Annotated in this window: 22 protein-coding genes; 6 read left to right on the top strand and 16 right to left on the bottom strand. The window is 34.9% G+C overall.

Features of this window, described 5'->3' with window-relative positions:
• Positions 1 to 34: 34 nt before the first annotated feature.
• Positions 35 to 1,135, bottom strand: a complete 1,101-nt coding sequence (locus tag T367_RS0112600) for a T9SS type A sorting domain-containing protein (RefSeq protein WP_027420171.1) — start codon at positions 1,133 to 1,135, stop codon at positions 35 to 37.
• 98 nt (positions 1,136 to 1,233) lie between these two features.
• Entirely contained in the window at positions 1,234 to 1,806 is a 573-nt protein-coding gene (locus tag T367_RS0112595; protein ID WP_027420170.1) for a hypothetical protein, read from the bottom strand.
• Positions 1,807 to 1,880: 74 nt separating this feature from the next.
• On the opposite strand from T367_RS0112595, the gene T367_RS0112590 reads away from it, so the two are divergent.
• Complete coding sequence (locus T367_RS0112590) at positions 1,881 to 3,473, top strand: hypothetical protein (protein ID WP_027420169.1); 1,593 nt, start codon at positions 1,881 to 1,883, stop codon at positions 3,471 to 3,473.
• Between the two features lie 64 nt (positions 3,474 to 3,537).
• Here the strand turns inward: T367_RS0112590 and T367_RS22300 are convergent, their stop codons facing one another.
• Entirely contained in the window at positions 3,538 to 3,990 is a 453-nt protein-coding gene (locus T367_RS22300; protein WP_051568535.1) for an Hsp20/alpha crystallin family protein, read from the bottom strand.
• 266 nt (positions 3,991 to 4,256) lie between these two features.
• Here T367_RS22300 and T367_RS0112580 point away from each other — a divergent pair, with 266 nt between their 5' ends.
• Positions 4,257 to 6,446 (top strand): glutamine synthetase III family protein, encoded by a 2,190-nt coding sequence (locus T367_RS0112580; protein ID WP_027420168.1) that lies wholly within the window; start codon positions 4,257 to 4,259, stop codon positions 6,444 to 6,446.
• A gap of 49 nt (positions 6,447 to 6,495) precedes the next feature.
• On the opposite strand, the gene T367_RS0112575 is transcribed toward T367_RS0112580, so the two are convergent.
• The 6 genes from T367_RS0112575 to T367_RS0112550 form a co-directional block, all read right to left on the bottom strand.
• A complete protein-coding gene (locus tag T367_RS0112575) occupies positions 6,496 to 7,086 on the bottom strand; it encodes a YdeI/OmpD-associated family protein (RefSeq protein ID WP_027420167.1) in 591 nt (196 codons plus the stop codon).
• 3 nt (positions 7,087 to 7,089) lie between these two features.
• Entirely contained in the window at positions 7,090 to 7,818 is a 729-nt protein-coding gene (locus tag T367_RS0112570; RefSeq protein WP_084274414.1) for a T9SS type A sorting domain-containing protein, read from the bottom strand.
• Between the two features lie 3 nt (positions 7,819 to 7,821).
• Complete coding sequence (locus T367_RS0112565) at positions 7,822 to 9,222, bottom strand: DUF1501 domain-containing protein (RefSeq protein WP_027420165.1); 1,401 nt, start codon at positions 9,220 to 9,222, stop codon at positions 7,822 to 7,824.
• Between the two features lie 6 nt (positions 9,223 to 9,228).
• Positions 9,229 to 11,034, bottom strand: a complete 1,806-nt coding sequence (locus tag T367_RS22295; RefSeq protein ID WP_051568534.1) for a DUF1800 domain-containing protein — start codon at positions 11,032 to 11,034, stop codon at positions 9,229 to 9,231.
• A gap of 109 nt (positions 11,035 to 11,143) precedes the next feature.
• Positions 11,144 to 12,067: a M20/M25/M40 family metallo-hydrolase gene (locus T367_RS0112555; RefSeq protein ID WP_027420164.1), complete on the bottom strand. Its 924-nt coding sequence runs from the start codon at positions 12,065 to 12,067 to the stop codon at positions 11,144 to 11,146.
• The gene (locus T367_RS0112550) at positions 12,067 to 12,705 is read right to left on the bottom strand and encodes an IMPACT family protein (RefSeq protein WP_245593052.1); all 639 of its coding nucleotides are present in this window, start codon (positions 12,703 to 12,705) and stop codon (positions 12,067 to 12,069) included. The genes T367_RS0112555 and T367_RS0112550 overlap by 1 nt, the downstream gene beginning before the upstream one ends.
• 204 nt (positions 12,706 to 12,909) lie before the next feature.
• On the opposite strand from T367_RS0112550, the gene rocD reads away from it, so the two are divergent.
• On the top strand, positions 12,910 to 14,145 hold the full coding sequence (gene rocD, locus T367_RS0112545; protein ID WP_027420162.1) for an ornithine--oxo-acid transaminase: 1,236 nt from the start codon (positions 12,910 to 12,912) through the stop codon (positions 14,143 to 14,145).
• A gap of 61 nt (positions 14,146 to 14,206) precedes the next feature.
• On the opposite strand, the gene mtaB is transcribed toward rocD, so the two are convergent.
• The 7 genes from mtaB to T367_RS0112510 all read right to left on the bottom strand — a co-directional run bounded on the left by mtaB (position 14,207) and on the right by T367_RS0112510 (position 19,998).
• Positions 14,207 to 15,523 carry a tRNA (N(6)-L-threonylcarbamoyladenosine(37)-C(2))-methylthiotransferase MtaB gene (mtaB, locus tag T367_RS0112540; protein ID WP_027420161.1) on the bottom strand — a complete coding sequence of 439 codons (1,317 nt, stop codon included), beginning with the start codon at positions 15,521 to 15,523 and terminating at the stop codon, positions 14,207 to 14,209.
• Between the two features lie 100 nt (positions 15,524 to 15,623).
• The gene (locus T367_RS0112535; RefSeq protein ID WP_035843692.1) at positions 15,624 to 15,947 is read right to left on the bottom strand and encodes a DUF3276 family protein; all 324 of its coding nucleotides are present in this window, start codon (positions 15,945 to 15,947) and stop codon (positions 15,624 to 15,626) included.
• A 66-nt stretch (positions 15,948 to 16,013) separates the two neighbouring features.
• The gene (gene miaA / locus T367_RS0112530) at positions 16,014 to 16,934 is read right to left on the bottom strand and encodes a tRNA (adenosine(37)-N6)-dimethylallyltransferase MiaA (RefSeq protein ID WP_027420159.1); all 921 of its coding nucleotides are present in this window, start codon (positions 16,932 to 16,934) and stop codon (positions 16,014 to 16,016) included.
• The gene (locus T367_RS22290; protein ID WP_051568533.1) at positions 16,909 to 17,583 is read right to left on the bottom strand and encodes a KdsC family phosphatase; all 675 of its coding nucleotides are present in this window, start codon (positions 17,581 to 17,583) and stop codon (positions 16,909 to 16,911) included. Before T367_RS22290 ends, miaA begins: the two co-directional genes overlap by 26 nt.
• 13 nt (positions 17,584 to 17,596) lie before the next feature.
• A complete protein-coding gene (aroF, locus tag T367_RS0112520; RefSeq protein WP_027420158.1) occupies positions 17,597 to 18,595 on the bottom strand; it encodes a 3-deoxy-7-phosphoheptulonate synthase in 999 nt (332 codons plus the stop codon).
• Entirely contained in the window at positions 18,592 to 19,602 is a 1,011-nt protein-coding gene (locus T367_RS0112515) for a CBS domain-containing protein (RefSeq protein WP_027420157.1), read from the bottom strand. The genes aroF and T367_RS0112515 overlap by 4 nt, the downstream gene beginning before the upstream one ends.
• Before the next feature lie 3 nt (positions 19,603 to 19,605).
• Positions 19,606 to 19,998: a hypothetical protein gene (locus T367_RS0112510; RefSeq protein WP_157454223.1), complete on the bottom strand. Its 393-nt coding sequence runs from the start codon at positions 19,996 to 19,998 to the stop codon at positions 19,606 to 19,608.
• 46 nt (positions 19,999 to 20,044) lie between these two features.
• On the opposite strand from T367_RS0112510, the gene T367_RS22285 reads away from it, so the two are divergent.
• The 3 genes from T367_RS22285 to T367_RS22280 all read left to right on the top strand — a co-directional run.
• Positions 20,045 to 20,875 carry an alpha/beta hydrolase family protein gene (locus T367_RS22285; RefSeq protein WP_035843684.1) on the top strand — a complete coding sequence of 277 codons (831 nt, stop codon included), beginning with the start codon at positions 20,045 to 20,047 and terminating at the stop codon, positions 20,873 to 20,875.
• A gap of 87 nt (positions 20,876 to 20,962) precedes the next feature.
• Positions 20,963 to 24,253, top strand: coding sequence for a T9SS C-terminal target domain-containing protein (locus T367_RS0112500; RefSeq protein ID WP_027420155.1), 3,291 nt, complete (start codon positions 20,963 to 20,965; stop codon positions 24,251 to 24,253).
• Between the two features lie 50 nt (positions 24,254 to 24,303).
• Positions 24,304 to 26,633, top strand: a 2,330-nt coding sequence (locus tag T367_RS22280; protein ID WP_035843679.1) for a PKD domain-containing protein, incomplete at its 3' end; no start/stop codon positions are given.

Below are 26,633 nucleotides of genomic sequence, written 5' to 3'. Positions count from 1 at the left end.
ATTTCTCAAAGGCGTTTCAAAAAAAAATAAAAAATTATTTTTGAACTTGAATTTTAGTCATTTCTATTTTGTCATTAATGGTTGTTTTAACGAAATACATACCATTCGCAACATCACTTAAATCGATTTGTTTAGTGTGTGTTCCAGCATTTAAATTAGTACTCGTTTCAGTAGAAACAACAGCGCCTAACATATCAACAATTTCATAAGACACAACAGCCGCTTCATTTAATTCTAATTGAACGTTTATTAAATCAGCCGTTGGATTTGGGTAAGTAATCACTGAAAAATCATTGATTTCTTCATTGTCAACACCAACAGTATTTAGCGCTGCTGCTTGAGCTGCAGCAATAATATTTTCTTTTTCTTCAGCGATAAATACAATCACTCTTAAAGCTCCAAGTCTAACAGGAATGTCTTTAAGTGTTTCAGGAACATCCCATGTATATGTTCTAGCAACGTTTGTTCCGACAGTTGCACCGTCAATATCATCACCCCATCTTCCAGAAATCATATTACGCAACATATGCATATGTGTATATGATCCGTCATCATTAACTTGATCAGGATTAAAATCTCTTCCGCCAGTTTGAGGTCCATCAATAAAATCTTCAACTACAGCAACGTAAATACTTACTGTTTCTGGAATTCCTTCTCGGGTGAAATGAGCTTCAACATCAACGGTTAATTCTCTTGTTACGGGATCAATTGTTCTTTCGGCAGCAATATTAACATAAGATTCTTCAGTTAATACTTCGTCTGCAGCTGCAGCCCAAGCACCTCTGCTCATTGCAAAGTCAGAACCAACAAATACTCTTCTATTAATAGAACCAGAAGGATAACTATCTGCACCAGAAATACCTGCGTATGACGAACCGAAAGACGTTCTAAAATCAGGGTCAGCTCCACTAGGATTGGCATAATAACCTGTATGTAAATTTATTAAGAATACTTCACCTGGATTAGCTTCTTCAATTTCTCCACCGATTTTATGACCATCAGGACAGAAAACGCAATAGATGCCTGTAAACTCTTCAAGAACAACTTGTTTGTTACCTGGTTCGGTACTTACTGGTAATTGACCAAAGGCAGTCGCACCAACAAATATTGATAAAAATTGTAATATTTTTTTCATAATAGTTATTTAAAGTTCCGTAAATATACTAATTTTTTATAGGAAATTTTGTTGAAGAAATAGGGCATTATTGTGATCCTAATTTGAATGGAGATTGGTTAACCAATACGTTTTTGAATATATTCTTCCATTCGATTTAGAAATTGATCGGGTGTACTCGTTCTCCAATCAACCTCTTCCAATTCTCCACCTAGTAGAAAGTAATAATCCAAATCGTAGTCCTGAATTTCTTTTAAAACATGTGGCCGTGTATTGACTAATGCTATCCATCCATCTTCATCTTGCACTTCTTCGAACCATTCTTCGTAATAGTCGTCGCTGTCTCCGTGAAAATTTAACAGGTTTTCAGCAATTAGCACAAATTTATGTATCCCAGACTGCATTAATACCTCAATTATGTCACGTTTTAACAGCATGATATCATTGTTGATAGGGTCGTTCCATTCACCAAATAATTCAATGACAGCAAAATTAGTTTCGTAATCGACAAATAGAATTTTTATAAATAGGCTAGGAGAGTCAATATTATCCCATTGTGGGTGTATCACATAGTTGTATATCGCATCCGTGAATTCGAATTCGCTATACTCGCGATCGTAGAATGGTGAATTAGGGTCTTCGGCTGCTATATATAGTCCTCGCCAATTATAAAAAGGTTCAATTGTATGCACGCTGTAAAGTTAAGTTAGAAAATATAGATAGCAAAGAAGATTTAATTAACTTTGATAAAAATAAAACCTAAGAAATGAATTTGAAAAAGATAATTGGAGTCTTCGCACTCATTTTATTTATTGCTAGTTGTGGTTCTGACAGGACTCGAGAGGAGAAATTAGCGGCTATAATTTCTCAAATAGAGTCACCGTATTTTATGGTGAATGTGAATGCCGGAGATCTTATTAAGAAGTCGGGTGTTTTAAATGGAGCTTTACCATTTATGTTTGAGCAAATTGCGGATGGTTATATGGATGCCGAAAAAACAGGAATCGATGTTCAAACTAATCTTCAAGTTGTTATTGGTGACAATGGAGCGAGCTTTCCTTCCGTCTACGGTTTGTTTAAATTAAGTAATGAGAAGGCTTTTCGCGAGTTTTTGGAGGAAGAAGCGGGATTAGAAATTTTAGAGATGGATAAGTTCGCTTATGCTTCAAGTGTAAACGAAGGATATGTGGTTGTGTGGAATGAAGAATTTGTAATGGTGAATAATATTCCGTTTAATATGGAATCACTATATAGTGGTGAAGGGGAGATGGCAGATGTAGAGACAGTTAAAAATTGTATTCAATTATTAAAAACTGCAAACAAAGCTGAAATTAATGATACTTATTTGACTTTTATTGAAAAAGAAGGTGATGCTAATTTTGCTTTTGATGGAAAGAATTTTTACCAATTCTTAAATAGAGCATCAAATGGAGCGAATGATGAATTAATTTCACAAAAAGATAAAATAGAAGCGCTTAAACTCGAAATGGCGTTGAATTTTAATGATGGAGCAATTAATTTAAATGTAGCATCGCTAGCGGATAAGGATGTTTCCGGAGAATACAATGTTTTTATGGAAAGTGGTATTCGTAAATCTTTGATGAATTTAGGGTTGTCAAAACATCCAGTAATGGCTTTTGCATTTAATTTGAATTTAGATAAAATTTCAGATTTATTTGAAGAGAATTTCCCGAGAGAATTTAAAGAATTAAAGGGTGATGTGTTTTCAGCAAGTAATTTAAGGTTTGAAGATATTAAAGCTGCTTCAACAGGTGAGTTCTTAGTTTTAGTAGATAATGTTAAGTTTTCTAAAAAAGACATCTTATATGGAGATGAAAAAATTAATGGAAAATTTGCTTTAGTTTTTGGTATAGAGGATAAGGCAAGTATTCTAAAATTAATTCCAGACAGTCTTAAGGAAAATATGAATGGCGTTATGAGACTGGGTGAGGCAAATATTTTTGTAAACGACGATTATTTATTTGCATCTAACGATAGTTTATGGGCGACAAAAATCGCAAGTGGTAATGGTGTATCATTAACATCTGTTCAAGAGTGGGACGAATCAAAACCGTTTAACTTTAGCTTAAACTGTGAACCTTTAACACGATATTCAGATTTTGATGAAGCGAATGCAGTTTTAAGTTTACTTACCTATATAACGATGCAGGCAGATAGTGAAATGTTTAACTTAGATATTTCTTTTAAGAATAAAGAAATTAATGCTTTAAGAAATATGATAGAATCTGTTGGTCGTAAAATGACAGGAATGGATAAGATGGAAAGAGAATTTGAGAATGCTGTCGAAGAAGGAGATATTGAAGATATGATAGAGCTTTTGGATCAAGTTGCAAATTAAAATATTGATAGTACTAAAATAAAAAAGGCTCCAATTGGAGCCTTTTTTATTGAAAACTATTAGATTATAATATAGTAATCAATTTTGGCTTTTCAACCTCTTTTACTGCTTTAGGAATTTCAATGCTTAAAATTCCAGCATTATACGTTGCTTTAATATTTTCTATTGCAACATTTTCGGGAAGTGTAAAATCTCTATTGAAACTTGCTACACTAAATTCTTTTAATCTGAAATTCAATTTAGGCTTTTGTTCCACATCTTTCTCTACAGCTTCCTTAGTTTTTGAAGAAACACTTAGAATATTCTTATTTAAAGCAATGCTGAAATCTTGCTTTTCAAAACCCGGGGCAGCAATGTCTATTAAATAATAAGACTCTAATTCTTGAATGTTTACGGGAGGGTATACATTCTGTTTTCTAATTTTCTGTACAGGCTTAAAAAAATCATCTATAAATAAGTCTGCAATCATATCTCCAAAAACTGGTAATTCTTTTTGTTTGTTTAAAGTTAAGTTCATGTTGTTGTTTTTAATTGTTTGAATAAAGTTGTTCAATTTAAGTACCAAACTAGAAATAAAGACAATTAGTCATGCTTTGCGTGTTTTACATGTCAATATGGCGCTTATCGTTGGTTTTTGACTATTGATGAATTAAATAATTGTGAAAAAAAGTCAAATAAATCGTAAAGTGATGTGAAAAATAGGGGGGGGTGTTGAAAAAAAAAGTGTTTTTTATTTGTGATACCCCCTAAAAATAAATTAAATTTGTCAAAAAAATATATTTTATGTCTAGTTCAAGAAGAAATGCCTTAGATGAAGTATTGCATCGAGAAGCGCAACACACAACTCAAAATGAGAGACGTGTATCTGTTTATTTTGGTGAAAACACCTTTCATATTGATAAAATGAGAGAATGTTTGACTGAAGAAGCTTATTTAGTTGTGAAGTCAGCGATTGAAACTGGTTCACATGTAGATAGAATTCATGCAGATCAAATTGCGACAGCAATGAAAGATTGGGCTATTTCAAAAGGAGCAACGCATTATACGCATTGGTTTCAACCTTTAACTGGTTCTACAGCTGAAAAGCACGATGCATTTTTCAAGCCTGTAGGTCCAGGAAAAGCTATTGAACGTTTTGAAGGAGATTTATTGGTTCAACAAGAGCCTGATGCTTCTTCTTTTCCGAATGGTGGAATTAGAAATACTTTTGAAGCGAGAGGTTATACAGCTTGGGATCCTTCTTCTCCTGCCTTTGTAATCGGTAAAACATTATGTATACCTACTATTTTCATTGCGTATACTGGTGAAGCTTTAGATTATAAAATGCCATTGATTAAGGCATTGGCTAATGTTGAAAGTATTGCGACAGATATTTGTCAGTATTTTGACAAAAATGTAACGAATGTAAAGGCAACTTTAGGTTGGGAACAAGAATACTTTTTGATTGACACGGCATTGTTTAATGCACGTCCAGATTTAATGATGACAGGTAGAGCAGTATTTGGACATGCACCAGCTAAAGGTCAACAATTAGATGATCATTATTTTGGATCTATTCCAGAACGTGTAACTGAATATATGCGTGAGTTCGAATACGAGGCATTATGCTTAGGTATTCCTGTTACAACAAGACATAATGAGGTAGCGCCTAATCAATTTGAGTGTGCACCAATGTTCGAAGAAGTTAATATAGCAAATGACCATAATTTGTTATTAATGGATTTGATGGAGAAAATTGCTGTAAAACATAACTTCAGAGTATTGTTACACGAAAAACCATTCGCAGGCATTAATGGTTCAGGAAAACATAATAACTGGTCTTTAGGAACAAATAATGGAATCAATTTATTGCAACCAGGTAAGAATCCTAAATCTAATTTACGTTTCTTAACTTTCTTTGTTAATACAATTAAGGCGATATATGACAATGCTGATTTATTAAGAGCGGCTATTGCTTCAGCAGGTAATGATCACCGTTTGGGAGCAAACGAAGCACCACCAGCAATAATTTCGGTGTTTATTGGTTCACAGTTAACAAAAATGTTAAATGATCTAGAGGAAAGTATTACCGCTGGAAAAATGACACCAGAAGCTAAAACTGAATTAAAATTAAATATCGGTAAGATTCCTCAAATTTTACTTGATAATACAGATAGAAACAGAACTTCACCTTTTGCATTTACAGGTAATAAATTCGAATTTAGAGCTGTAGGATCTACTGCAAACTGCGCACAAGCGATGACAATCTTAAATACGATAGTTGCGAGCCAATTAAGAAAGTTTAAAGTTGAAGTTGATGCGAAAATTGCTAAAGGAGAAAAGAAAGATGAAGCAATTTTAAAGGAGTTACAAAAACTGATTGCTGAGAGTAAAACAATTCGTTTCGAAGGGAATGGATACGGAGAAGAGTGGAGAGTAGAAGCAGAGAGACGTGGTTTATCTAACTTGGTTGATACGCCTAGAGCTCTAGATGTATTTGCTCGTAAAGAAGTTGAAGAATTATTCAGTGAAATGGGAGTTTTAAGTCCTGTAGAATTGGAAGCAAGACATGAGATTGAATTAGAAAATTATATTCTAAAAATTCAGATTGAAGCAAGAATAATGGGCGATTTGGCGAAAAACCATATCATTCCAGCTTCTATAGCTTATCAAAATATCTTGATTCAAAATGCACAAGGATTGGTAGATCTTTTAGGTGAAAAAGAAGGAAAAGAATCCGCTAAATCTCAATTAGAATTAATTAAAGCGATTTCTAAGCATGTAAATGCAATGAATGAGAAAGTTGATTTAATGATTGAAGAACGTAAAAAGGCGAATAAGTTAGAATCTGCAAGAGATATGGCTTATGCTTATTGTGATAATGTTAAAGCAATGTTCGATGGAATTAAATATCATGGAGATAAATTAGAAATAATGGTTGATGATGAATTGTGGCCATTACCTAAATTACGTGAATTATTGTTTACTAAATAATTTCAAAAAATATATTTTTAAAAGCCTCGAATTTAATTCGGGGCTTTTTTTATTTATACCTATCGTGCAGTCCTTCACCTTTTAGAATTAATGGGATTATTTTATCTATGCGATTTAATTTCGTTGCAAGTCTTTTCGCTGAAATAATATGTTCGGCAAATTCGCGTTTTTTTGATTTACTAAATTGATCAAAAGCTTCACTCAATATTTTGTCAGCGCTCAAAACGTCTTTAAGTTCGACTGGAATAATTAATGATTTATCTGAAACGATCTTTATTCGCTTGCCATCCTTTTCATTTTGAATTGCTTCAAGTAAGTACTTCTTAATTAATTCAATATTGATTTGATTGAAAGCTGTAAAACGCCATTGTAATTGGCCTCTTGTTACTTCTTTATTCGCATTGATTAATATTTTGTCAGGATCACTTAGAAAGCTGCCTTGGAAAAACCACAAAGCAATATGGTCTTTGAAAGCGGCAATACTTACTACATTTTTATTATTGATGGTATAGGTTGGAATGCCCCATTTAATGGTTTCTGAAAGTTCGGTATCTGTGCAGATGTCCCGTAATATCAATAATTCCTTTTCCCAAACTTTGTGCTTGTCAAAATAATCAGTGATATGTTTAATTGAATCCATTAATTAATTTTTGACAACTTTATACCTCGTAATAAAATCACCTGATCGAAAACTAATAAAATAAACACCGGACTTAAGATCTTTTGTATTAATTGTCATTGTTTCGTAAAGGTTGATTACTGTTTCTTCACGAACAACTTGGCCAACAATATCTTCAATTCCTATCAAAACATCGCCGAGACATTTTTCTTTGAGGATAACATTGGTCTCATTTTTAAATGGATTAGGGAAGATATCTGCAGAAATGCATATATTGTCATCATCTACTTTTGTCGTGTCAATATCTATTTTCAATTCTGCAAAACCACTGCATTCACCTCCATAATTATCAAGAATAGTAATAAGTAATTTTTTAGCACGTAAATTGTCAAAATTTAGAATTTCATCACCTTCATACGTGTTTTTTCCTGGTGCCATTGGTAAAACGACTTGCCCATATTCTTGCCAATTGTAGCCGTCTTCCGAATAATCTATCATAATGTTTTGAGCGCCATAACTAACCATTTCCGGATCATTGATATTCCAAATTTTTAATTCGTTTAGATATCTTATTTGGTTGAAATCGTATTCGATCCAATGCGAAGGGCCTCTTAATTCGTTTGGGTTATCGCTAGTTTCACATGATATCCAAGCATCAAACCAAGTTGAACTATGTCTATCTGGTAAACATTGACCAAATAACATAGCAGAACATAGAAGCGAAAGACTAAAAAGGAGTATTAATTTTTTCATAATTTACATATTCATAAATCCAATTGGTGGTGTGTCAGTTGATAAATCTGCTACGGTATGGAAATTACCGAGATTCGGAAAAACAGTCGACAAGTCTGCTGGATCAATCCCATACCAAAGTGCTAATTCCGCGAACATTGAATCTGTTGCGGTTGTTGGAATAATAACACCTCCATGTATATAATCTGGTCCGTCAATCTCTAATGTAGGGTAGGTACCATAAATACGATTTCCATTAACGTTTCCGCCCATAATCATTGAGTTTCCGCCCCAACCATGATCACTTCCGTTTCCATTTGATTGTAATTTTCTAGCAAACTCAGATCCTACAAAGGTAGTAACGTCGTTAAAAACCCCCATTTCATTCAGTACATTCTTGAATTCAACTAATGCGTTGTTTACGACAGATAGCGCTGTACCATGATCTAATATTAATTGGTCATGGTGATCCCATCCTCCAATTTGCAAGAAAAATATTTGTCGTTCGAAACCTAAACTGCCCCGCGCGGAAATAGATTTAGCAACCATTTTAAATTCTTGCGATAATCGATGTGCGCTAAAACTTGTATCAAACTCAGGAAGTCTATCAATTACCTCTTTAAATTCCGATCCTGCAACAATCGCACTATTCAATGTGTTAGAATATGTATGTTTGAAAGGATCCGAAAATGTATAATTTAAAAGTGAGTCAACGGCGGCTCTTCTGTCAGGGTTGTGACCATATTCTTCGTCATAATTAATTGGTAAAGTTGGACCGCTTTGATTCATTGAAAAAGGAATTGAATTCGCTCCATTTTGAAAAATATTTGTTCCAGACATGGAGATATTCATCGAAATATTCTCATTCATATTCGTATAATCTAGTAAGTCCGCCATGTAGCCGCCCCATCCTTTGCCAACACGCTCATGTGGTCGAGCCGTTTGCCAATGTTTATATTGGTCGAGATGAGAGAATAAGCCGAGCGGTAAATTCGCTGATCTATCATTATAACTAGCCACGGTAGTAGGTTCTACCAAAGTTCCGACATTGGCCATAAAGGCTAAGTCACCAGCATTAAACATATCTCTAACGTCTGGTAAATTTGGATTCAGACCAAAATCACCAGAACCAATAGGGAGTAAATCAGGTCGATCAATTGCTAGGTTCGATCGTGTATCAAAATAATGATTGTATTCAGATAATGTATTGGGAATTAACATATTATATGAGTCGTTGCCGCCATGAAGAAATAGACAAACCATTGCTTTATAGTCGCCAAAGGGTTCTGGTGGTGGCATGCTCATTAAAGAGTTTAACGATTTTAATTGCACCATTGCAGATGCTGGTGAAACCAATCCTAGAGCACTGGCAAGACCGAGTTGTCTTAAAAATTTCCTTCTCGAATTTTCTGGAGTCTCTTTCATATTGTATTAGTTTAATATCGTAAAATCAGGACTTATTAATATTAAATAAGTAGCCAATTGTATTCTAGAATAAGCACCACTAAGCGTTAAATCATATTTGTTGATTGTTTCTTTAATAATTCCCCTTGTTCGATCAGACATTTGACCATTACACAAATAAATATCTAAATGATCTAGCAAAACATCTGCATCGTGCGCGTATGTCATTAAATTGGAGAGGTCGGTGGGAACAACATTGTCACTGCCTTCTGGTACATCATCTGCTCGACAAACCAATAAATATTCCCATTCCACCCAATAATAAACATGGTTAGCAAAGTTGATGCTTGTACGAGAATCATGAATTTCAAATTCAGGCCCCATTAAATCAGCATCACCTAATGGCCCATTTGGACTATAAAACGGATTAAAAAAATTAAAAACGGTAGGAGAGTGCAGTGGGTGTTGATCTAAATCGTTTATTAGATTATACGAATAGTTCCAATACTTATCATAAGAAGATGTACCCGCAAATTGTCTTGTAAACCCTGTTACCCTCAAAATAGGTTCTTTTAATTTTCCTTGCGCCGCGTTTGAGATCCACTCACAATCTCTTGCCTCGGGGTGCATCAGAATAGCTTTTAAAACCGCTTGCATATTCCCACGAACATCATTGCCGTCGTTATTAAAAACTTTAACCACATTCTCGATGTAGCCAGGTGTTGGATTCGATTTGATAAAATGCTGAATTAATCTTAGACAAATAAATGGACCTACATTCGGGTGGTTAAAGATATGGTCTAAAGCATCTTCGACATCTTTAACACCTGTTTGTCCACCTGGAATTGTATAACCATTTAGTAAATATTTTGGACCTTCCTCATGATAGTCCTCATGCATTAACATCGGCTTAGTTACATCAGCAATATAAATACTATTCCAAAACTCAGGTTCTTCTCCATCTTTTCTAGCACCTATACCAAAACCAGTAAATATTTTAGCAAATTCTTTGATGTCATCGTTGTCGTATGTAGGAATTGCCTTCCCGTCATTATCGAGTTTTAATGAGCCGTCATCATTTAGCATATTTAAACCAATTGAAAAAAGTTGCATTATTTCTCGCGCAAAATTCTCATCAGGAAAAGTATTTCGATCTTCATTCGACTTTGCATTATTCAAATGACTCAAATAAACACCCATTGCCGGGTGTTTTGATATTTCACCTAATATATCTCGGTAATTACCGAATGCATTGCTCAATAGAATGTCATAATAATTAGCCATTGCTAAGCCGTAACCTCCAATGTTTGATTCTGTAGAAATGACCAATATTTCACTTAATGCATAGGCCATTCGTTGTCTTAATAAGTCATCACCCCTAATAGTCATGTCCCACCAAGCATAATCAAGTTGATAAGCTTGTGGGCGAGTAGGGTACGAAATAGAATCACGTCCTCTTTCTAAATGAAGATCAAAACAAATGGTATAAACTTCTTGAATTGATTTGGAGAGATTACTAGCAGGCGTATTGAATTGTTTAGTTAACCATTTTTCAATTCCAATATCTGCAACAGTTTGAACCAATTCTGGATTCGCTCCAAAAGTAGCCTGAGATAAAAAACGTGCTGCTTCAATTTTTTTTGCGATTAAACCTTCACCGTTTATAGTGTTCTCATCGCTTGCAGTAAATTCACCCTCGTATAATTTTGCTGAATTACTTGAGCTAACAGAGATTCCTTGATTATTACCAGCTCCTATAAAACTCTGTTTTTTTTGACTGAAGGAAACAATTGCAATTGATAATATAGCAAAAAGTGTCAATAAATATCTCATGTTTTCTCGTAATAGTATTTAACAATTTACGAAAAAAAATAAGGGAATTAAGGAATAGAAGATAAAAAGATGTGAACAGTGAAATGCTTAAATTCCTAATTCCACCCAATCAGAGTTCTAGCATTAGCAATTCATACATGGCAACCATTGCGTTAATGTCATTTTTGTAGACCGTTTCATCTGGAGAGTGAACATTGTTTTCTGGTGCGCCAATGAAGCACCAATCAAACGGCAAAGATGTTTTTTGAAGCATTGTTCCATCACTACCTCCTGCACTCTCCACTTCAAGTTGATAAGGAATTTTTGAATCTTTAGCAATGGCAATAATTTTATTCAAAAACACACGTCTAGGAATGCCTTGATCTCTCATTGAAATGGCGACACCTTTTCCGTGTTGAACACCATCTGTAACCCAAGTGATATCTGATATTAATGCTTGTTTTATGTTGTGCTTTTCAAGTAAATACTTGCCTAAAAAACCGACAGATCCACCACCGTGTTCTTCGTATGTAGAAAATACAATAGCACCATCTTCTAAATTTTCAGCGACACGAAGAGCCGACCAAACACCTAGTCTATTGTCCAGATATGGTGTACTAATTGAATGGGTTTCATTTCTGAAATTAGGTTTGAATGAAAGCGGTGTTCCTCTATCAATTACTCTGTCATAAACACATTTGTAAAAAGTTTGACCAACTTCATTTTCGATGACCATAAGTTCTGTTTCAATTTCTCCAGAACTATCACTTCCAACTAAAGCTAAACCTTCTTGAATAACTGGTCCACCTATTTTTATCAATTGATTATTGTATCCAACAGTAAAGCCAATGGTGTCTGTATGCGCAAAAATAGCCGTACGTGGTTTACCAAACACAAGGATTAATGCATCTTGAAAACCATCACCATCAATTATTTCTGGTTGAACTTTCCAATTGCCCAAATTCTCCATCACATAAGCCTTTATATAGTTCTTAATTTCAGACTCATCACCGCTCGTGCCTCTTATGGCGATTAATTTTTGTAAAAGTTCCATTATCTTGTATAAATCAGTTTTATATTAATATTGATCAAAAGTTCAAAAGCAGCAACCATGCCTTCGCTTTTCATTCTTGGTAAAAACACAGTAATTGAAGGCAAAGAGTCGTCAAAATTCTGTGATTTAATAGACGCGTCAAACTTATTGAGTAAGCTCATTACAGCACCTGTTTCGCTATAATTATAAGTGATTTCATAATAATTAGAGATAGATCGCTTTCGGATTTTAGCAATCTTCAAGGCTTCTTTTGCACTTGTTTTGTAAGCATTAACCAATCCGCCTACACCTAAGTTTGTGCCTCCATAATAACGGACAACAGCAATAAGTACATTAGTCAGGTCGAAAGCAATAATTTGTCCGAAAATTGGTTTTCCAGCTGAATTATTCGGTTCTCCATCATCAGAATAACGGTCGTGAAACTTTTCAGTTCCGAATCGCCAAGCAAAACACACATGACAAGCGTTGTGATGTTCTTTTCTGAATTTATCAATGTATTCTTTGGCTTTATCCTCTGTTTTACACGGAATAACAAAGGCTAGGAATTTTGATCCCTTCTCTTTGTAAAATCCTTCACTGATTTCAGAAATTGTTAAATATTCGTCCGTTTTATTCGTCACAAGAACAAAAGTACTCAAATTTATAAGCAAGATTTGGAAGAATTAGTATTCTTTTAAACTTCGTTAATGATGTTATAAGTTCAAAATGAAATTTAAGACGGAATATTTTTTTTATCTTTGCAACAGGATGATTTCTCTCCAATATTGAGGAAAGGATGGGTATTCTCCGTGATGAACCTAAAGCATAAATAAGATTTATTAATCATTAGCAAGTAAAACACTATGAAAACTTTAGAAAAATTATCTTCAGCGCAATTAATTGAAATGGAGGATAAGCATGGCGCACATAATTATCATCCATTACCAGTGGTATTAGAAAGAGGAGAAGGAGTATATGTTTGGGATGTTGAAGGTAAAAAGTATTATGATTTTTTATCAGCATATTCAGCAGTAAACCAAGGTCATTGTCATCCTAGAATTGTAGATGCGATGGTAAACCAAGCTAGAACGTTAACGCTAACTTCTCGTGCATTTCACAATAATGTACTTGGTCAATTCGAAAAATATGTAACTGAGTATTTTGGTTTTGATAAAATATTACCAATGAATACAGGGGCAGAGGCTGTTGAGACAGCAATTAAACTTTGTCGTAAATGGGCATACGAGAAGAATGGTATTCCAGAAAATGAAGCAAATATTATTGTTTGTGAAAACAATTTTCACGGACGAACTACAACAATTATATCATTTTCTAACGATGAAAATGCAAGAAAGAACTTCGGTCCTTATACACCAGGATTTATAAAAATTCCTTACAATGATATTGAAGCTTTAGAAAAAGCTTTAGCTGAAGAGAACGTTGCTGGATTTATGGTAGAACCTATTCAAGGTGAAGCGGGAGTATATGTTCCCGATGATAACTATTTATCAGAAGCAAAAGAATTGTGTAAAGCAAGTGGCGTATTATTTATCGCTGATGAAGTGCAAACAGGGATTGCTAGAACAGGAAAATTATTAGCTGTTGATCACGAAGAGGTAGAGCCAGATATCTTAATCTTAGGGAAAGCAATTTCAGGAGGTGTTTATCCAGTTTCTGCTGTTTTAGCTAATGATACAGTGATGGGAGTAATTAAGCCAGGTCAACATGGTTCTACTTTTGGTGGGAATCCAGTTGGTGCTGCTGTTGCAATGGCTGCGCTTGAGGTTGTGAAAGATGAAAATCTAGCTGAAAAAGCAGAAGAATTAGGTCAGTTTTTTAGAGATGAAATTCACAAATTAGTTGCTAAATACCCAATTGTTAAATTGGTACGTGGTAAAGGATTGTTGAATGCAGTGGTAATTAACGATAGTGAAGAAAGTGAGACTGCTTGGAATATCTGTTTAAAATTACGTGATAATGGTTTATTAGCGAAGCCAACACATGGTAATATCATTCGTTTTGCACCACCATTGGTGATGACAAAAGATGAATTAATAGATTGTATTTCAATTATAGATAAAACTTTGGCTGAATTTTAATTCGCCAATAAATTTTAAAGATAGAGCATCAATCCTTAGTTGGGTTGATGTTTTTTTGTGTTTAACAAGGAACGATTTTCTCTAATAATTCAATGGCCATAAAACCAGAACTGTCAATCGTTTCTAGTTTAACTTTCACCGTTTGATTAATCAGCGTAGGATTAAAGGCTGTTTTTACTTTGACATAGTTTTCCGTGAAACCATACATTACACCTTCGTTCTCTTCAGCTTCAAACAATACACGCCACTCAGTGCCTATTTGAGATTCGTAGAATGCTCTTTTTTTCTTTTCTGATAAGATATGAAGCTGTTTACTTCTTTCTCGACGAATATGCATTGGAACAGCATTCTCCATTTTTTTTGCAGTTGTATTCGCTCTTTCCGAATAGGTAAAAACATGAAGATATGAAATATCTAATTCATTTAAGAAAGTAACTGTTTTCATAAATTCTTCATCTGATTCACCAGGGAATCCAACAATTACATCAACACCAATACATGCGTTCGGCATTGTCGATTTAATCTGTTCAACACGTTCAGTATATAAAGCCGTTAAATATTTTCGGCGCATCTTCTTAAGCAATTCGTCAGAACCTGACTGCAATGGAATGTGGAAGTGAGGAACAAATCTGTTTGATGTGCTAACGAAATCGATGATCTCATTGCTTAATAAATTGGGTTCAATCGATGATATTCTAAAACGGTCAATACCTTCAACTTGATCTAACTGTTGAACGAGTTCGTAAAAGTTCTCATCACCACCTTGACCAAAATCACCAATATTAACGCCTGTTAACACAACTTCTTTGATTTCTGTATCCGCAATTTTATTCGCTTCTTCAATCGTTTCTGCGATATTTGCATTCCTACTTTTACCTCTCGCTAATGGAATTGTACAAAATGTGCAGAAATAATCACAGCCATCCTGAACTTTTAAGAAAGAACGAGTACGATCACCAATGCTGAAAGAAGGAATAAAGTCTTTTGTTTCCTTGATGTTTATAGCTTCTACACGTGCGGTTTCATTCTTCTCTAATTCCTCGACATGGGCAAGAATATTAAACTTTTCATTTGCTCCTAAGACTAAATCAACACCAGGAATATGGCTGATTTCTTCGGGTTTAAGCTGTGCATAGCACCCAATCATCGTTACAAAAGCGTTAGGATTGACTTTGAGCGCCTTTTTTACTATCTGTCTACACTTCTTATCTGCATTTTCAGTCACCGAACAAGTGTTGATAACGAAAATATCAGGTTGATCGTTAAAATCAACTTTAGCGTAACCCTCTTCTTCGAAATTACGAGAGATGGTAGAGGTTTCTGAGAAATTTAGCTTACATCCTAAGGTGTAAAAAGCAACTTTTTTATACTGATTCATAACTATTTTGCAAAGATAAGGAATTTTCGCATTTCATTCGAACAAAAAAAAGCCTCAACAATTTGTTGAGGCTTTTAAATATGTTTAGCTAAAGTGAGGCTTACAATTCTTCGAAAGTAACTTCTTCTTTAGTTGTATTGTATTCGTCTTCTTCTTCAGGTTTTTTATACTCACCAGTTTCCCAAAGACTTTTGATTTTGTCTAATGCTTCTCCCATTCCGTCAGAAAATTTATCAAAATCCTCTTTGTATAGGAATATTTTGTGCTTCTCGTATTCAGGTGTCCCTTCGTAATCCCCAGTTCTTTTACTTTCTGTAATTGTTAAATACAAATCTTTTCCTCGGGTTGTTTTTACGTCAAAGAAGTAAGTTCGTTTTCCAGCCTTTACTCTTTTCGAAAAAACTTCATCATTTCTATCATTCATCTTTACCTGTTTTATTTATTATTATACTGAATACAAAATTATAACTTAAAAGCAATTAGGGAAATTTTAAGGCAAAAAAATCTGATTTATTTTGTGAGTTATATCTTCATCTTGATCTGGTTTAAACCAATTGACGGATGTGTTTTTAGCAAACCAAGTGACTTGCCTTTTTGCAAAATGACGCGTGTTTCTTTGAATTAGACGAATGGCTTCTTCTAAGGGGATTTCATTTTTTAAATATGAAAATAACTCGCTATAACCTACTGTTTTAAGTGCTTTTAATTGATTGAAAGGTTCAAGCGATTTAACTTCTTCAATCAAACCCTTTTTTACCATAATCTCTACACGTGAATTGATTTGGTTGAATAAGATTTCTCTATCTGTATTTAATCCAATCCATGCCATTTGAAATGGTCTTTTTTTAGCTGTTTTTTTTCTTAATTCGGAGTACTTTTCATGGGTTAATTCGAATGTTTCAAGGGCTCTAATTACTCTTCTAGAGTTTTGCATATCGCCGATTTCATAATATTCTGGATCAACGTCTTTGACTTTTTGCGCCAATTTTTCAAGACCAAATGTTTGCCATTCTTCTTTTAACCTAGCTCGAATTGCTTCATTTGAAGGAATGTCATCTATTCCATACGCCAAGGCATTAATGTATAGTCCGCTACCACCAACAGCAATGCAATATTCGTTCGTTTCAAATATTTTATCTAAAGTTTCAAGTGCTTCTTTTTCAAAAATACCCGCTGTATAACGTTCGTGAATAGAATGAGTACCAATAAAATGATGCTCGGCCGCTGCTAATTCTTCCGTACTGGGTTTTGCGGTACCAATATTCATCTCTTTATATATTTGACGCGAATCAAATGATAGAATAGGGCACTGATAATGTTTTGCAAGGCGGATACTTAGTGCTGTTTTTCCAATTGCAGTAGGACCAGCAATAATAATGAGTTTCTTATTTGACATCATTAAACCAGACATCAATAAATTCTCTAATACAACCTTGTCCGCCTTTTTTAGTCAGTATAATGCTGGATATTTTTTGAATTTCAAGAACAGCATCATTTGGACAAGCAGAGATACCAACAGTTTGCATAATCTCTAAATCATTGATGTCGTCACCAACAAAAGCTACTTGAGATGGTTGTAAATTTAAAGTAGAACACCACTGTTGAAGTACATGAGTCTTCTTGTCTTGTCCAACATAAACATGTTGAATACCAAGTAAATTAGCACGATCTTGTACCATGTTTAATTTATGTCCATGTGAAATGATACCAAATTGAACGCCTGTTTTTGAAAGTCGCTTAATCGCCATTCCATCTTTGGTATTGTATTTTTTTATCTGGTCACCGTTTTCAGAGAAATACATTCCACCATCCGTCATAGTACCGTCAACATCAAGAATTATTAACTTGATGTCTTTCGCATTGACGTCGTCTAGTTTATTAATTTCATGTCTAAGCAAGACTTCTAAGCTTACGCCAAAGAAATCTGCTACCCTTATCAATTCATCTGGACCAGGTTCCATTAAGCTAACTTTTGGCATGGCTAATAGCTCCTCTAACTTACCAAAGGTTAATCCCCTTTGATAAGTTAAGTAGTCTAAATTTCTATTGTAAGTATTCATGAGAATAGTGGGCTTAAATAATATTTTTCCCCACTGCGTTTGCAACTGGGTGTAAGGTATTTAATAATGTCTTGAATTCGTTATGATTCAACTGTTGAGAAGCATCTGATTTTGCAACTTTAGGATTTGGATGAACTTCAATAATTAATCCATCAACTCCCATTGCTAAACAAGCTCTTGTTAAATCAGGAACACCATAAGCATGACCCATAGCGTGGCTAGGATCAAGAATTATAGGACAATTAGTATATTCTTTTAAATAAGCAACACCACATAAATCTAATGTGAATCGTGTCTTCGTTTCAAAAGTTCTTAAACCTCTTTCACAAAGAATAACATTAGGATTGCCACCCGATAAAACAAATTCAGCACATTGAACAAATTCTTGTAAAGTCGATCCAAAACCACGTTTAATCATTACTGGCTTTTGTGTTTTCGCACAAGCACGCAGAATTCCTTGATCGTACATTGCTTTGGCACCAATTTGAATAACATCAGAGTATTCAATCACTTCTTCAACATGTGTTGCATCGCGCACTTCTGTGATTACATTAAGGCCGTGCTCTTCCTTCATTTTCCGAAGTAATTTTAAGCCTTCTAGACCTAATCCTTGAAAACTATATGGAGAAGTACGTGGTTTATAACAACCACCTCTTAAAGTCGTTAAGTTTAGTGATTTTAATAAATTAGATGATTCTTGAATCTGCTCTTCTGATTCAACAGAACACGGTCCAGCGATCATTATTGTATTTCCAGAGTCACCACCTATCGTCACATCACCAATCTTAACGGCTCTTGTTTCGCTTTGGTATGATCTTGAAGCCATTTGAATGTCTGAATCGAAAGTAAAACTTTCAAGCACATCATTTTGATATTCAGGAGCAACCTCTTTTAAACCAGAAGATGAAACTAGAACATATTTATCTTCCTCAATAATGAGAAAAGAATTCATTTTAGCTGCCGCTTCTTTAGCTTTGTTTTCACCAATATTTTTGTTCAAGTGAATTATCATATTTCTCCTTTTATTAAATTTATAAAATTAACTGTACCTACTGCTTTTTTATCTTTGTTGATAACTGGTAAATAGAGTACAGGTCGTGTTTCTTTTTTGATGAATCTCAATAATTGATAAACTGTATAGTTTTCATCAATTACGAGTGGGGTTTGGTTAATTAAATCAGCTGGATTCAATTGGTTTAAATTATCTAAATTTTGTAATAATCCTCTTCGAAGATCACCATTACCAATAATTCCAATCAATGTATTGTCTTCTTCTAAAACAAGTGTAAAACCTAGATTACCCGTGTCAATTGATTTTAAAGTTTCTTTTAGGTTTAAATTATTCGAATAAATGACTGGAGATTCGTTTAAATCTCTCATAAAATCTTTTACTAAAAAGTTTGATTCTATTTCATTCAACTTCAAATTGAGTAAAGCCGTATTGATAGTAGCTGAATTGAAGAGATACGATCCTGAAACAGAAGCGTAGACCCCCATATTCCTTAGTATAAAAGAAACTTCGCCATTTACACCGCCATCAACATGGACTTTTTTACCCGGATATTTCGTTTGAAATTCTCGGATTCTTCTAAAATTGATTTTATCAAATTTTCCACCACTTTGTCCTGGAACAGTAGCCATGAAAAGAATAAAATCGAATTCATTCGCGTATTGATCAAATACATCAATTGGTGTATTCGATGTTATCGCTAGGCCCAATTGTCCTGTAAATTCTTTTGGAATCTTAAGGTTTTTATCTTTTAAATCCTCATATTGAAAAGTGACATATTCTATATCAAATTCAGCCAAAGTTGGATAAAATCTATCCGCATTCTCAGTGATTATATGAAGGTCTATTGGAATTTGTGAATTTTTTTGAATTGTAAGAATATCGGCAAAAACATTTAAATCATCATTGCAGTCAACATGAATCATATCAACATGCGAATCATTTAATGCATGAATGGTCGATAGAATATTATTCTCTTTATCTGAATATATTGAGGCCGATATTTTCATTTCTTATTTCTCGATTGGGTTAAAATTCATGTCACAAATCTGTATTTTAAAAGGTAGATCGCGAAATACTTTGTGCTGTAAATCTGCCGTTAATAATTCAAGATTCTTTTTTTGGGCTGAAGGCAAAGATTTATATTCATCATTTAATACCATTTTCAGAATAAACGACTCTGTGTCGCTTGTTAATTGAACGGAATGTGTTTCGTTTTGAATAAGGTGATGATCGTTAAAGTATTTACCTAAACCTTCAACGTATCGATTTGAAATATCTTCTGTAAAATAAATTTCAAGATTCCCGATCGTGTATTTTTCGCCAAAACTCGTTCCACAACTCGATGCAATTAGCATTAAGCAGAAAAGCAGTATATTTATTTTATTAGTTTTAATGCGCTTCAAATTTAAGATGTAAAGATATGAAGTTAATAGACAAAGTTGGAAAAGAATGTTGATTGAATTTAAAAATAAAATTTTTATCGGTAGTGATAACCGAAAAAGCCTATTCGATTGTAGGATACCAAAAGACGCCAAAGCGATGATTATATTCGTTCATGGTTATAAAGGTTTTAAAGATTGGGGTGCTTGGAACTTGATGGAGAATTATTTCGTTGATAAAGGAGTTGGATTCGTTAAGTTTAATATGTCACATAACGGTGGTACAGTTGACAATCCAATTGATTTTGATGATTTAGAAGCATTCGGGAATAATCGTTATTCTTATGAGTTGAACGATTTAAATATTATTATCGCTGAAACTAAAAGAATGGTCGAGCAGGAGTGTGAATTAGAAATTCCAATTTTTCTTTTGGGTCATAGCAGAGGCGGAGGTATAGTGATTTTAGGAGGAGACAATCATCCTGATATTGAAGGAATAATTTCGCTTGCAGGAATTTCAAATATTGAAAATAGATTCCCAACTGATGAAGCACTTGAAGAATGGAAAGAAACAGGGTATTACACAGTGTTTAATGGAAGAACGCACCAAGAAATGCCACATTATTATTCTTTTTATGAAGATTTTATACAGCATAAAGGAGGATTAGATATTGAAAAAACAGCATCGGGTTTAAAGAAAAAATTTTTACAAATTCATGGAGATATGGATTTGGCTGTTAGTATTTCAGAAGGCCTCTTGTTAGCGCGTTGGACAGAAACTGAAATTGAAATTATTAAAGGTGCTGATCATGTTTTTGGCAGCAGTCATCCGTGGATAACGAAAGAATTGCCATATGATTTAAAGCTTGCATTGGAAAAGATTTTTAAATTTATCACTTAATATTATGATTGTTAATTTCTTGCGTTTTTTTAAGTTTTATTTTGGATGCAAAATAAATTAGTTTAGTTTTATTAGATTGATGCTGCTATGAAAGCTACTAAATTTCTAATCTTAATTTGCTTAATAAGCTATTCCTTCAATGGATGGACGCAAGAAATCTGTGATAATGGTATTGATGATGATGGCGATGGTTTGGTTGATTTGAATGATGTTGAGGATTGTGAATGTACGGGTCTTATTGAAACAAGCTTTATTCCAAATCCTTCATTTGAAGATTCGCTGTGTTGTCCATATCGACCTGGAATGTTAAATTGCGCAGATGCATGGACAGATGTAGGTTCTGCTGATTACTACACGAATTGCGAAGATTTTGGCGTCCAACCTCCTCCTGCTTTTCCCTTACCGGGGGATGGTTTTGGATATGTCGGAATAGGAGCAAATTTTAGCCCTAGTCCACTTGCGGTTAGCACCGAGTATATAGGTGCTTGTTTGGATTCTCCTCTTTTATCTGGTAGTACGTATGTACTCAACTTCTATACAGCTTATTCCCGTGGTTTTTTGGATTTAGATTTAACCGTTTATGGAGCTACTTCATGTGTTGATTTAGCTTGGTACGGCGACTGTCCTGAAGGATTATTGTCATGGGAAATCTTATCAGAAGTTTTGGTTACTTATCCTGAAGATAGGTCATGGATTGAGGTAACCATGACAATTACACCTGACGAAGATATTGCGGCTATAGCACTTTGTTGGCCTTGTACTGCTGAGTACGGTTCGAGTTATTATTATTTTGATGAATTTGTATTGGTAGATAGTACATCATTTTTTATCTTGGAAGAATCCGGTGGTTGGTGTACTGGTGATTTAATACTTTCTTGTGTAGGAGATGAACCTGGAGGAACATGTCAATGGTATAAAAATGGAATTGCGCTTATTGGTGAAACAGAAGATGTTTTAGACCCAATACCATATGGCGAAGGTCTTTATAGTGTAGTATATTCAAATGAATCTTATTGTATTCGCAATGATTATATTTCTCCTGGTATTTTCGATGTAAATTTTGATTACGAACTGTCCGGATGTTTCCCAACCTCTGTTAATTTTAGTAATCTTACGGATTCAATTCATTGGGGACCTGTAAGTTGGCAATGGAGTTTTGGTGATGGATTTTTTTCGGAAGACAAAGAATTAACCTATGAATATATTGACCCTGGCGTATATGAGGTGATCCTAATTGGAATCAGTACTGATGAATCTTGTTCCGATACGGCCTCTTATGAAATTATAGTTTATGATAATCCAAATGCAGAATACGAAATTGAATCAGAAACAACTTTTCTTTTTTGGGGATCCATAGCGTCCTGTACTAAACAAGAATTACAATTTAATGATTTATCAACTTCAGATCCGTTAGCGCCAATTACAATTTGGCACTGGGATTTTGGCGATGGTACTACAAGTGATGAAGAAAATCCTGTGCATATTTATGTAGGTATAGGTACTTATCGAACTAAATTGTATGTTGAAAATGAATTTGGTTGTAGGGATTCCTTTAGACTGTCAATTTACATCACCGCATTAAATCCAGAATTTACTGTAATTAATAATTGTGTTTTTGAAGAACTGATATTTACTAATGAATCAGAACCTTCGGCGGATTTGACTGTAGACAGTTACGAATGGCTTTTTGGCGATGGCTCTACAAGTGATTTGGAAGATCCAACACATGCTTATTTGGATGAAGGAATTTATACAGTCGAATTAATCGCTATCAGTGAATCTGGTTGCCGTGACACGATGAGACATGAAATTACACCTTATCCATCTCCTGATGTAGGTATCGAATTTATTGTCACTGGTATTTCATCGGAAGATGGTGGAACAGGAGGTTGTATTTATAACCCCGTTGAATTTTATGATCATTCATCAATCGATGATCCTTATACAATAGTAAGTTGGAATTGGGATTTTGGTGATGGCGCAACGAGTACGGATGAAAATCCTGTTCATGATTATGATGCTCCAGGTTTATATACTGTGTCATTGACAACCGAAAGTGATTTAGGTTGCGAAGCTAATGGAACTATAGATATTCTAATGGTTGATGGTATTGCAATTGTCTCACCTGATACTACAATCTGCCAAAATGGAACAGCAACGGTTTATGCACAAAGTTCGGACGGATCACCTCACGATTATACTTGGTCAATTCCAGGTTCAGATGAATCAAGAATTCAAACTATTCCTGCTGCAGATGCACCAATTAAGATTTATGTGTATGCAACTGATCCTGCTGGGTGTGTTTCTCCAATGGATTCGATTTATGTTGATGTATTGCCTCCTTTCACTGGCGATTTAACGATTCCAATTCATACTTGTGCTGGTGATGATATGAACGGATCAGTAATTCCAATAGGCGGTGATGGTGCTTATAATTATAGTTGGACAGCGAATGGTTTAAGTCTGCCTGTAAATGCACCTACAATAACACATAACCCATTTACAACAACCGAATATTGTGTGACGATAAGTGATGGCTGTGAGACAACTCCTTTAACACTTTGTGCAACAACTTATGTGGCACTAATTCCCGCTTTTACCTCTGATAAAACCTTTGGTTGTATCGGAACAGCAGTAGAATTTACCAGTCTTTCCGAACCAGTAGACTCCATACTTGAATACGAATGGGTTATTGAAGGCGAACGTTATTCTGGGCCATCGGCAGCGCATGTTTTTGAAACAGAAGGTAGGTATACCATTAAATTAAACGTCCTAACAATTGATGGTTGTTGGACAAGTTTTTCAGTCAATAATTATATAATCATTTATGGTTTACCAACACCAGAGTTTTACATTACACCGAATCCAGCAACTGTATTGAATTCGCAAGTTGAATTGGTGAATATCAGTCCAAATCCATATAGCTCATTCCAATGGCGCATGCCAAGAGGAGCCCCAGATTATGCGGAAAATGATTCTTTAGTTACAGTAATTTATCCTCCAGAGGTTAACAATCACTGGGTTACAATGATTGAAACAACCGAATTTGGGTGTATTGATTCAACCCTTTTAACGGTGTTCATAGAACGTGAACATATCCTTTATGCGCCAAATGCCTTCACACCAGATGGGGACACTAGAAACAATACATGGCAAGTCTATGTGGACGGCCTTGATGTTTACGATTTTCATCTGACAATTTTCAACCGTTATGGCGAAAAGGTTTGGGAAACATACGATGTTAGCAAAGCTTGGGATGGAAGGTATGGCAATCAAGGCATCGTTCAAGATGGCACTTACGTCTGGATCATAGAAGCGAAAGATTTATCAACCGACAAACATTTTAGGTTTGAAGGAATGGTGAATGTGTTGAAGTAGTTTTTGAGTATTAGCTTATTTATTGTAAATTCGTTGTGATTCAGTTTGCTATGAAATTGTCTAGATTATTAATTCTCGTATTCATTACTTGCTTTTCTTTAAACGGATTGACGCAAGAAATATGCGATAATGGCATTGACGATGATGGCGATGGTTTGGTTGATTTGAACGATGTGGAGGATTGTGAATGTGTATCACTTATTGGTTCAAGTTTGATTCCAAATCCTTCTTTTGAAGTTACCGTTTGCTGTCCTGAAGTTAGAGGAATGTTAACTTGTGCAGAAACGTGGATCCAAGCTTCCGAGCCAACTACTGATTATTACCATACTTGTGGTTTAATGGAGGGTTTTTTAGGAATTACAATGCCTGATTTACCAATTCCAGGTGATGGCGATGCTTTTGTAGGTTTTTGGGCAAATTCAGCTGAGTGGTCAGAATATGTTGGTGCTTGTCTTGATGCACCTTTGATTGCAGGAACGAGCTATGTATTAAATTTATTCACGGCTTACGGATCAGGTGTGAGTGATTTGAATTTATCAATTTATGGCGCAACAACTTGTGTCGATTTGCCTTGGGTTGGCACCAATTGCCCTGATGGAATAGGTTCTTGGGAATTACTTGATGACGTTTTAGTAGCTTATGATTTAGGAGGTTCATGGCAAGAGTTCACATTGACATTTACGCCTTCCGTAGATATTTATGCAATAAGTATTGGAGGGCCATGTTCGATGGCAGATTTTAGAGTGGAAGATTATTATTTCATTGATGAATTAATATTAATTGACAGTGCTGATTTCTTTAATCTTGATAAGGTAGGAGGATGGTGTACAGATGATTTAATTCTGTCGGGAATCACGGAGGAAGAAGGCGGGACTTGGCAGTGGTATAAGGATGGTATAGCATTAATTGGAGAAATTTTTATTGATTTTGAGCCAATTCCTTATGGTGAAGGTGAATTTAGTGTTGTTTATTCTAATCGTGGATATTGTGAACGATATGATTATTTTTCACCTGGCATTTTTGACGTTAGCTTTGACAATGAAGTTCCGCCTTGTTTTCCATCTCCAATTTCATTAGTCAATACGAGTGATTTGTTCTATGATGAACCATACGAGTGGATATGGAATTTAGGGGATGGTGCTGAATTATTAACCGAAGACGTGACGTATACTTATGCTGATCCAGGCATCTATTTGGTTGAGTTAATAGGGTTAAGTACTGATCCTTCATGCAATGATACGAGCGTTGCAACGCTCACAATTTATTATCCACCAGATGCAGTTTTTGAGATTGAATCAGAAACAATTTTTATTGTCTCAGGAAACCCAGTTTCTTGTACAAACCAAGAGATTCAGTTTAACGATTTATCAACTTTTGATCCATTAGCACCAATTACAAGTTGGCGCTGGGTATTTGGAGATGGTACAATTAGCACGGAAGAAAGTCCAATTCATATCTATGAAGATTGGGGATCATATTGGGTTAAGTTAATTGTCGAAAATGATTTCGGATGTAAGGATTCAATGCGTGATTTATTAATAATTGGAGACTTAAATCCAGACTTTACATACGTGAACAATTGTTTATATGAAGATTTAATATTCGAAAATGAAACTGCCGCATTAGGCCTCGTTATTGCGGATGAATATGAATGGTTATTCGGTGATGGCGGAATAAGTGATTTGGAAGATCCAACACATGCTTATTTAGACGAAGGAATATATACAGTCGAATTAATAGCGATTAGTACATCAGGTTGTAGAGATACGATTAGAAAGGAAATTACGCCATATTTGGCACCTGAGGTAAGTTTTGAGTTTGTTGTGACAGGAATTTCATCAGAAGATGGTGGAACCGGAGGTTGTCATTATAATCCCGTTGAATTCTACGATCATTCTACAATCGAAGAACCTTATGAAATTGTAAGTTGGAATTGGAACTTTGGGGATGGAGGAACAAGTACCGATGAAAATCCAATTCACGAATATGCCAGGCCAGGAACGTATTCGGTGACGTTGACCACCGAAAGTGATTTTGGATGCGAAGCAACTGGAACAATGGATATTTTAATGGTGGATGGCATCGCAATTATTTCACCGGATACTACAATCTGCCAAAACGGAACGGCAACTATTTATGCACAAAGTTCGGACGGGTCACCTCACGATTATACTTGGTCAATTCCAGGTGCAGATGAATCAAGAATTCAAACTATACCTGCTGCAGACGCACCAATAAAAATATATGTGTATGCAACTGATCCTGCTGGGTGTGTTTCTCCAATAGATTCTATTTATGTTGATGTATTGCCTCCGATCACAGCCGATTTAACGATTCCAATTCATACTTGTGCAGGTGATGATATGAACGGATCAGTAAT

Origin of the sequence: Crocinitomix catalasitica ATCC 23190 (assembly GCF_000621625.1) — a bacterium.
Classification (GTDB): Bacteria; Bacteroidota; Bacteroidia; order Flavobacteriales_D; family Crocinitomicaceae; genus Crocinitomix; species Crocinitomix catalasitica.
The sequence above is the reverse complement of the archived record's forward strand: the minus strand, read 5'-3'. Positions and strand labels throughout refer to the sequence as shown.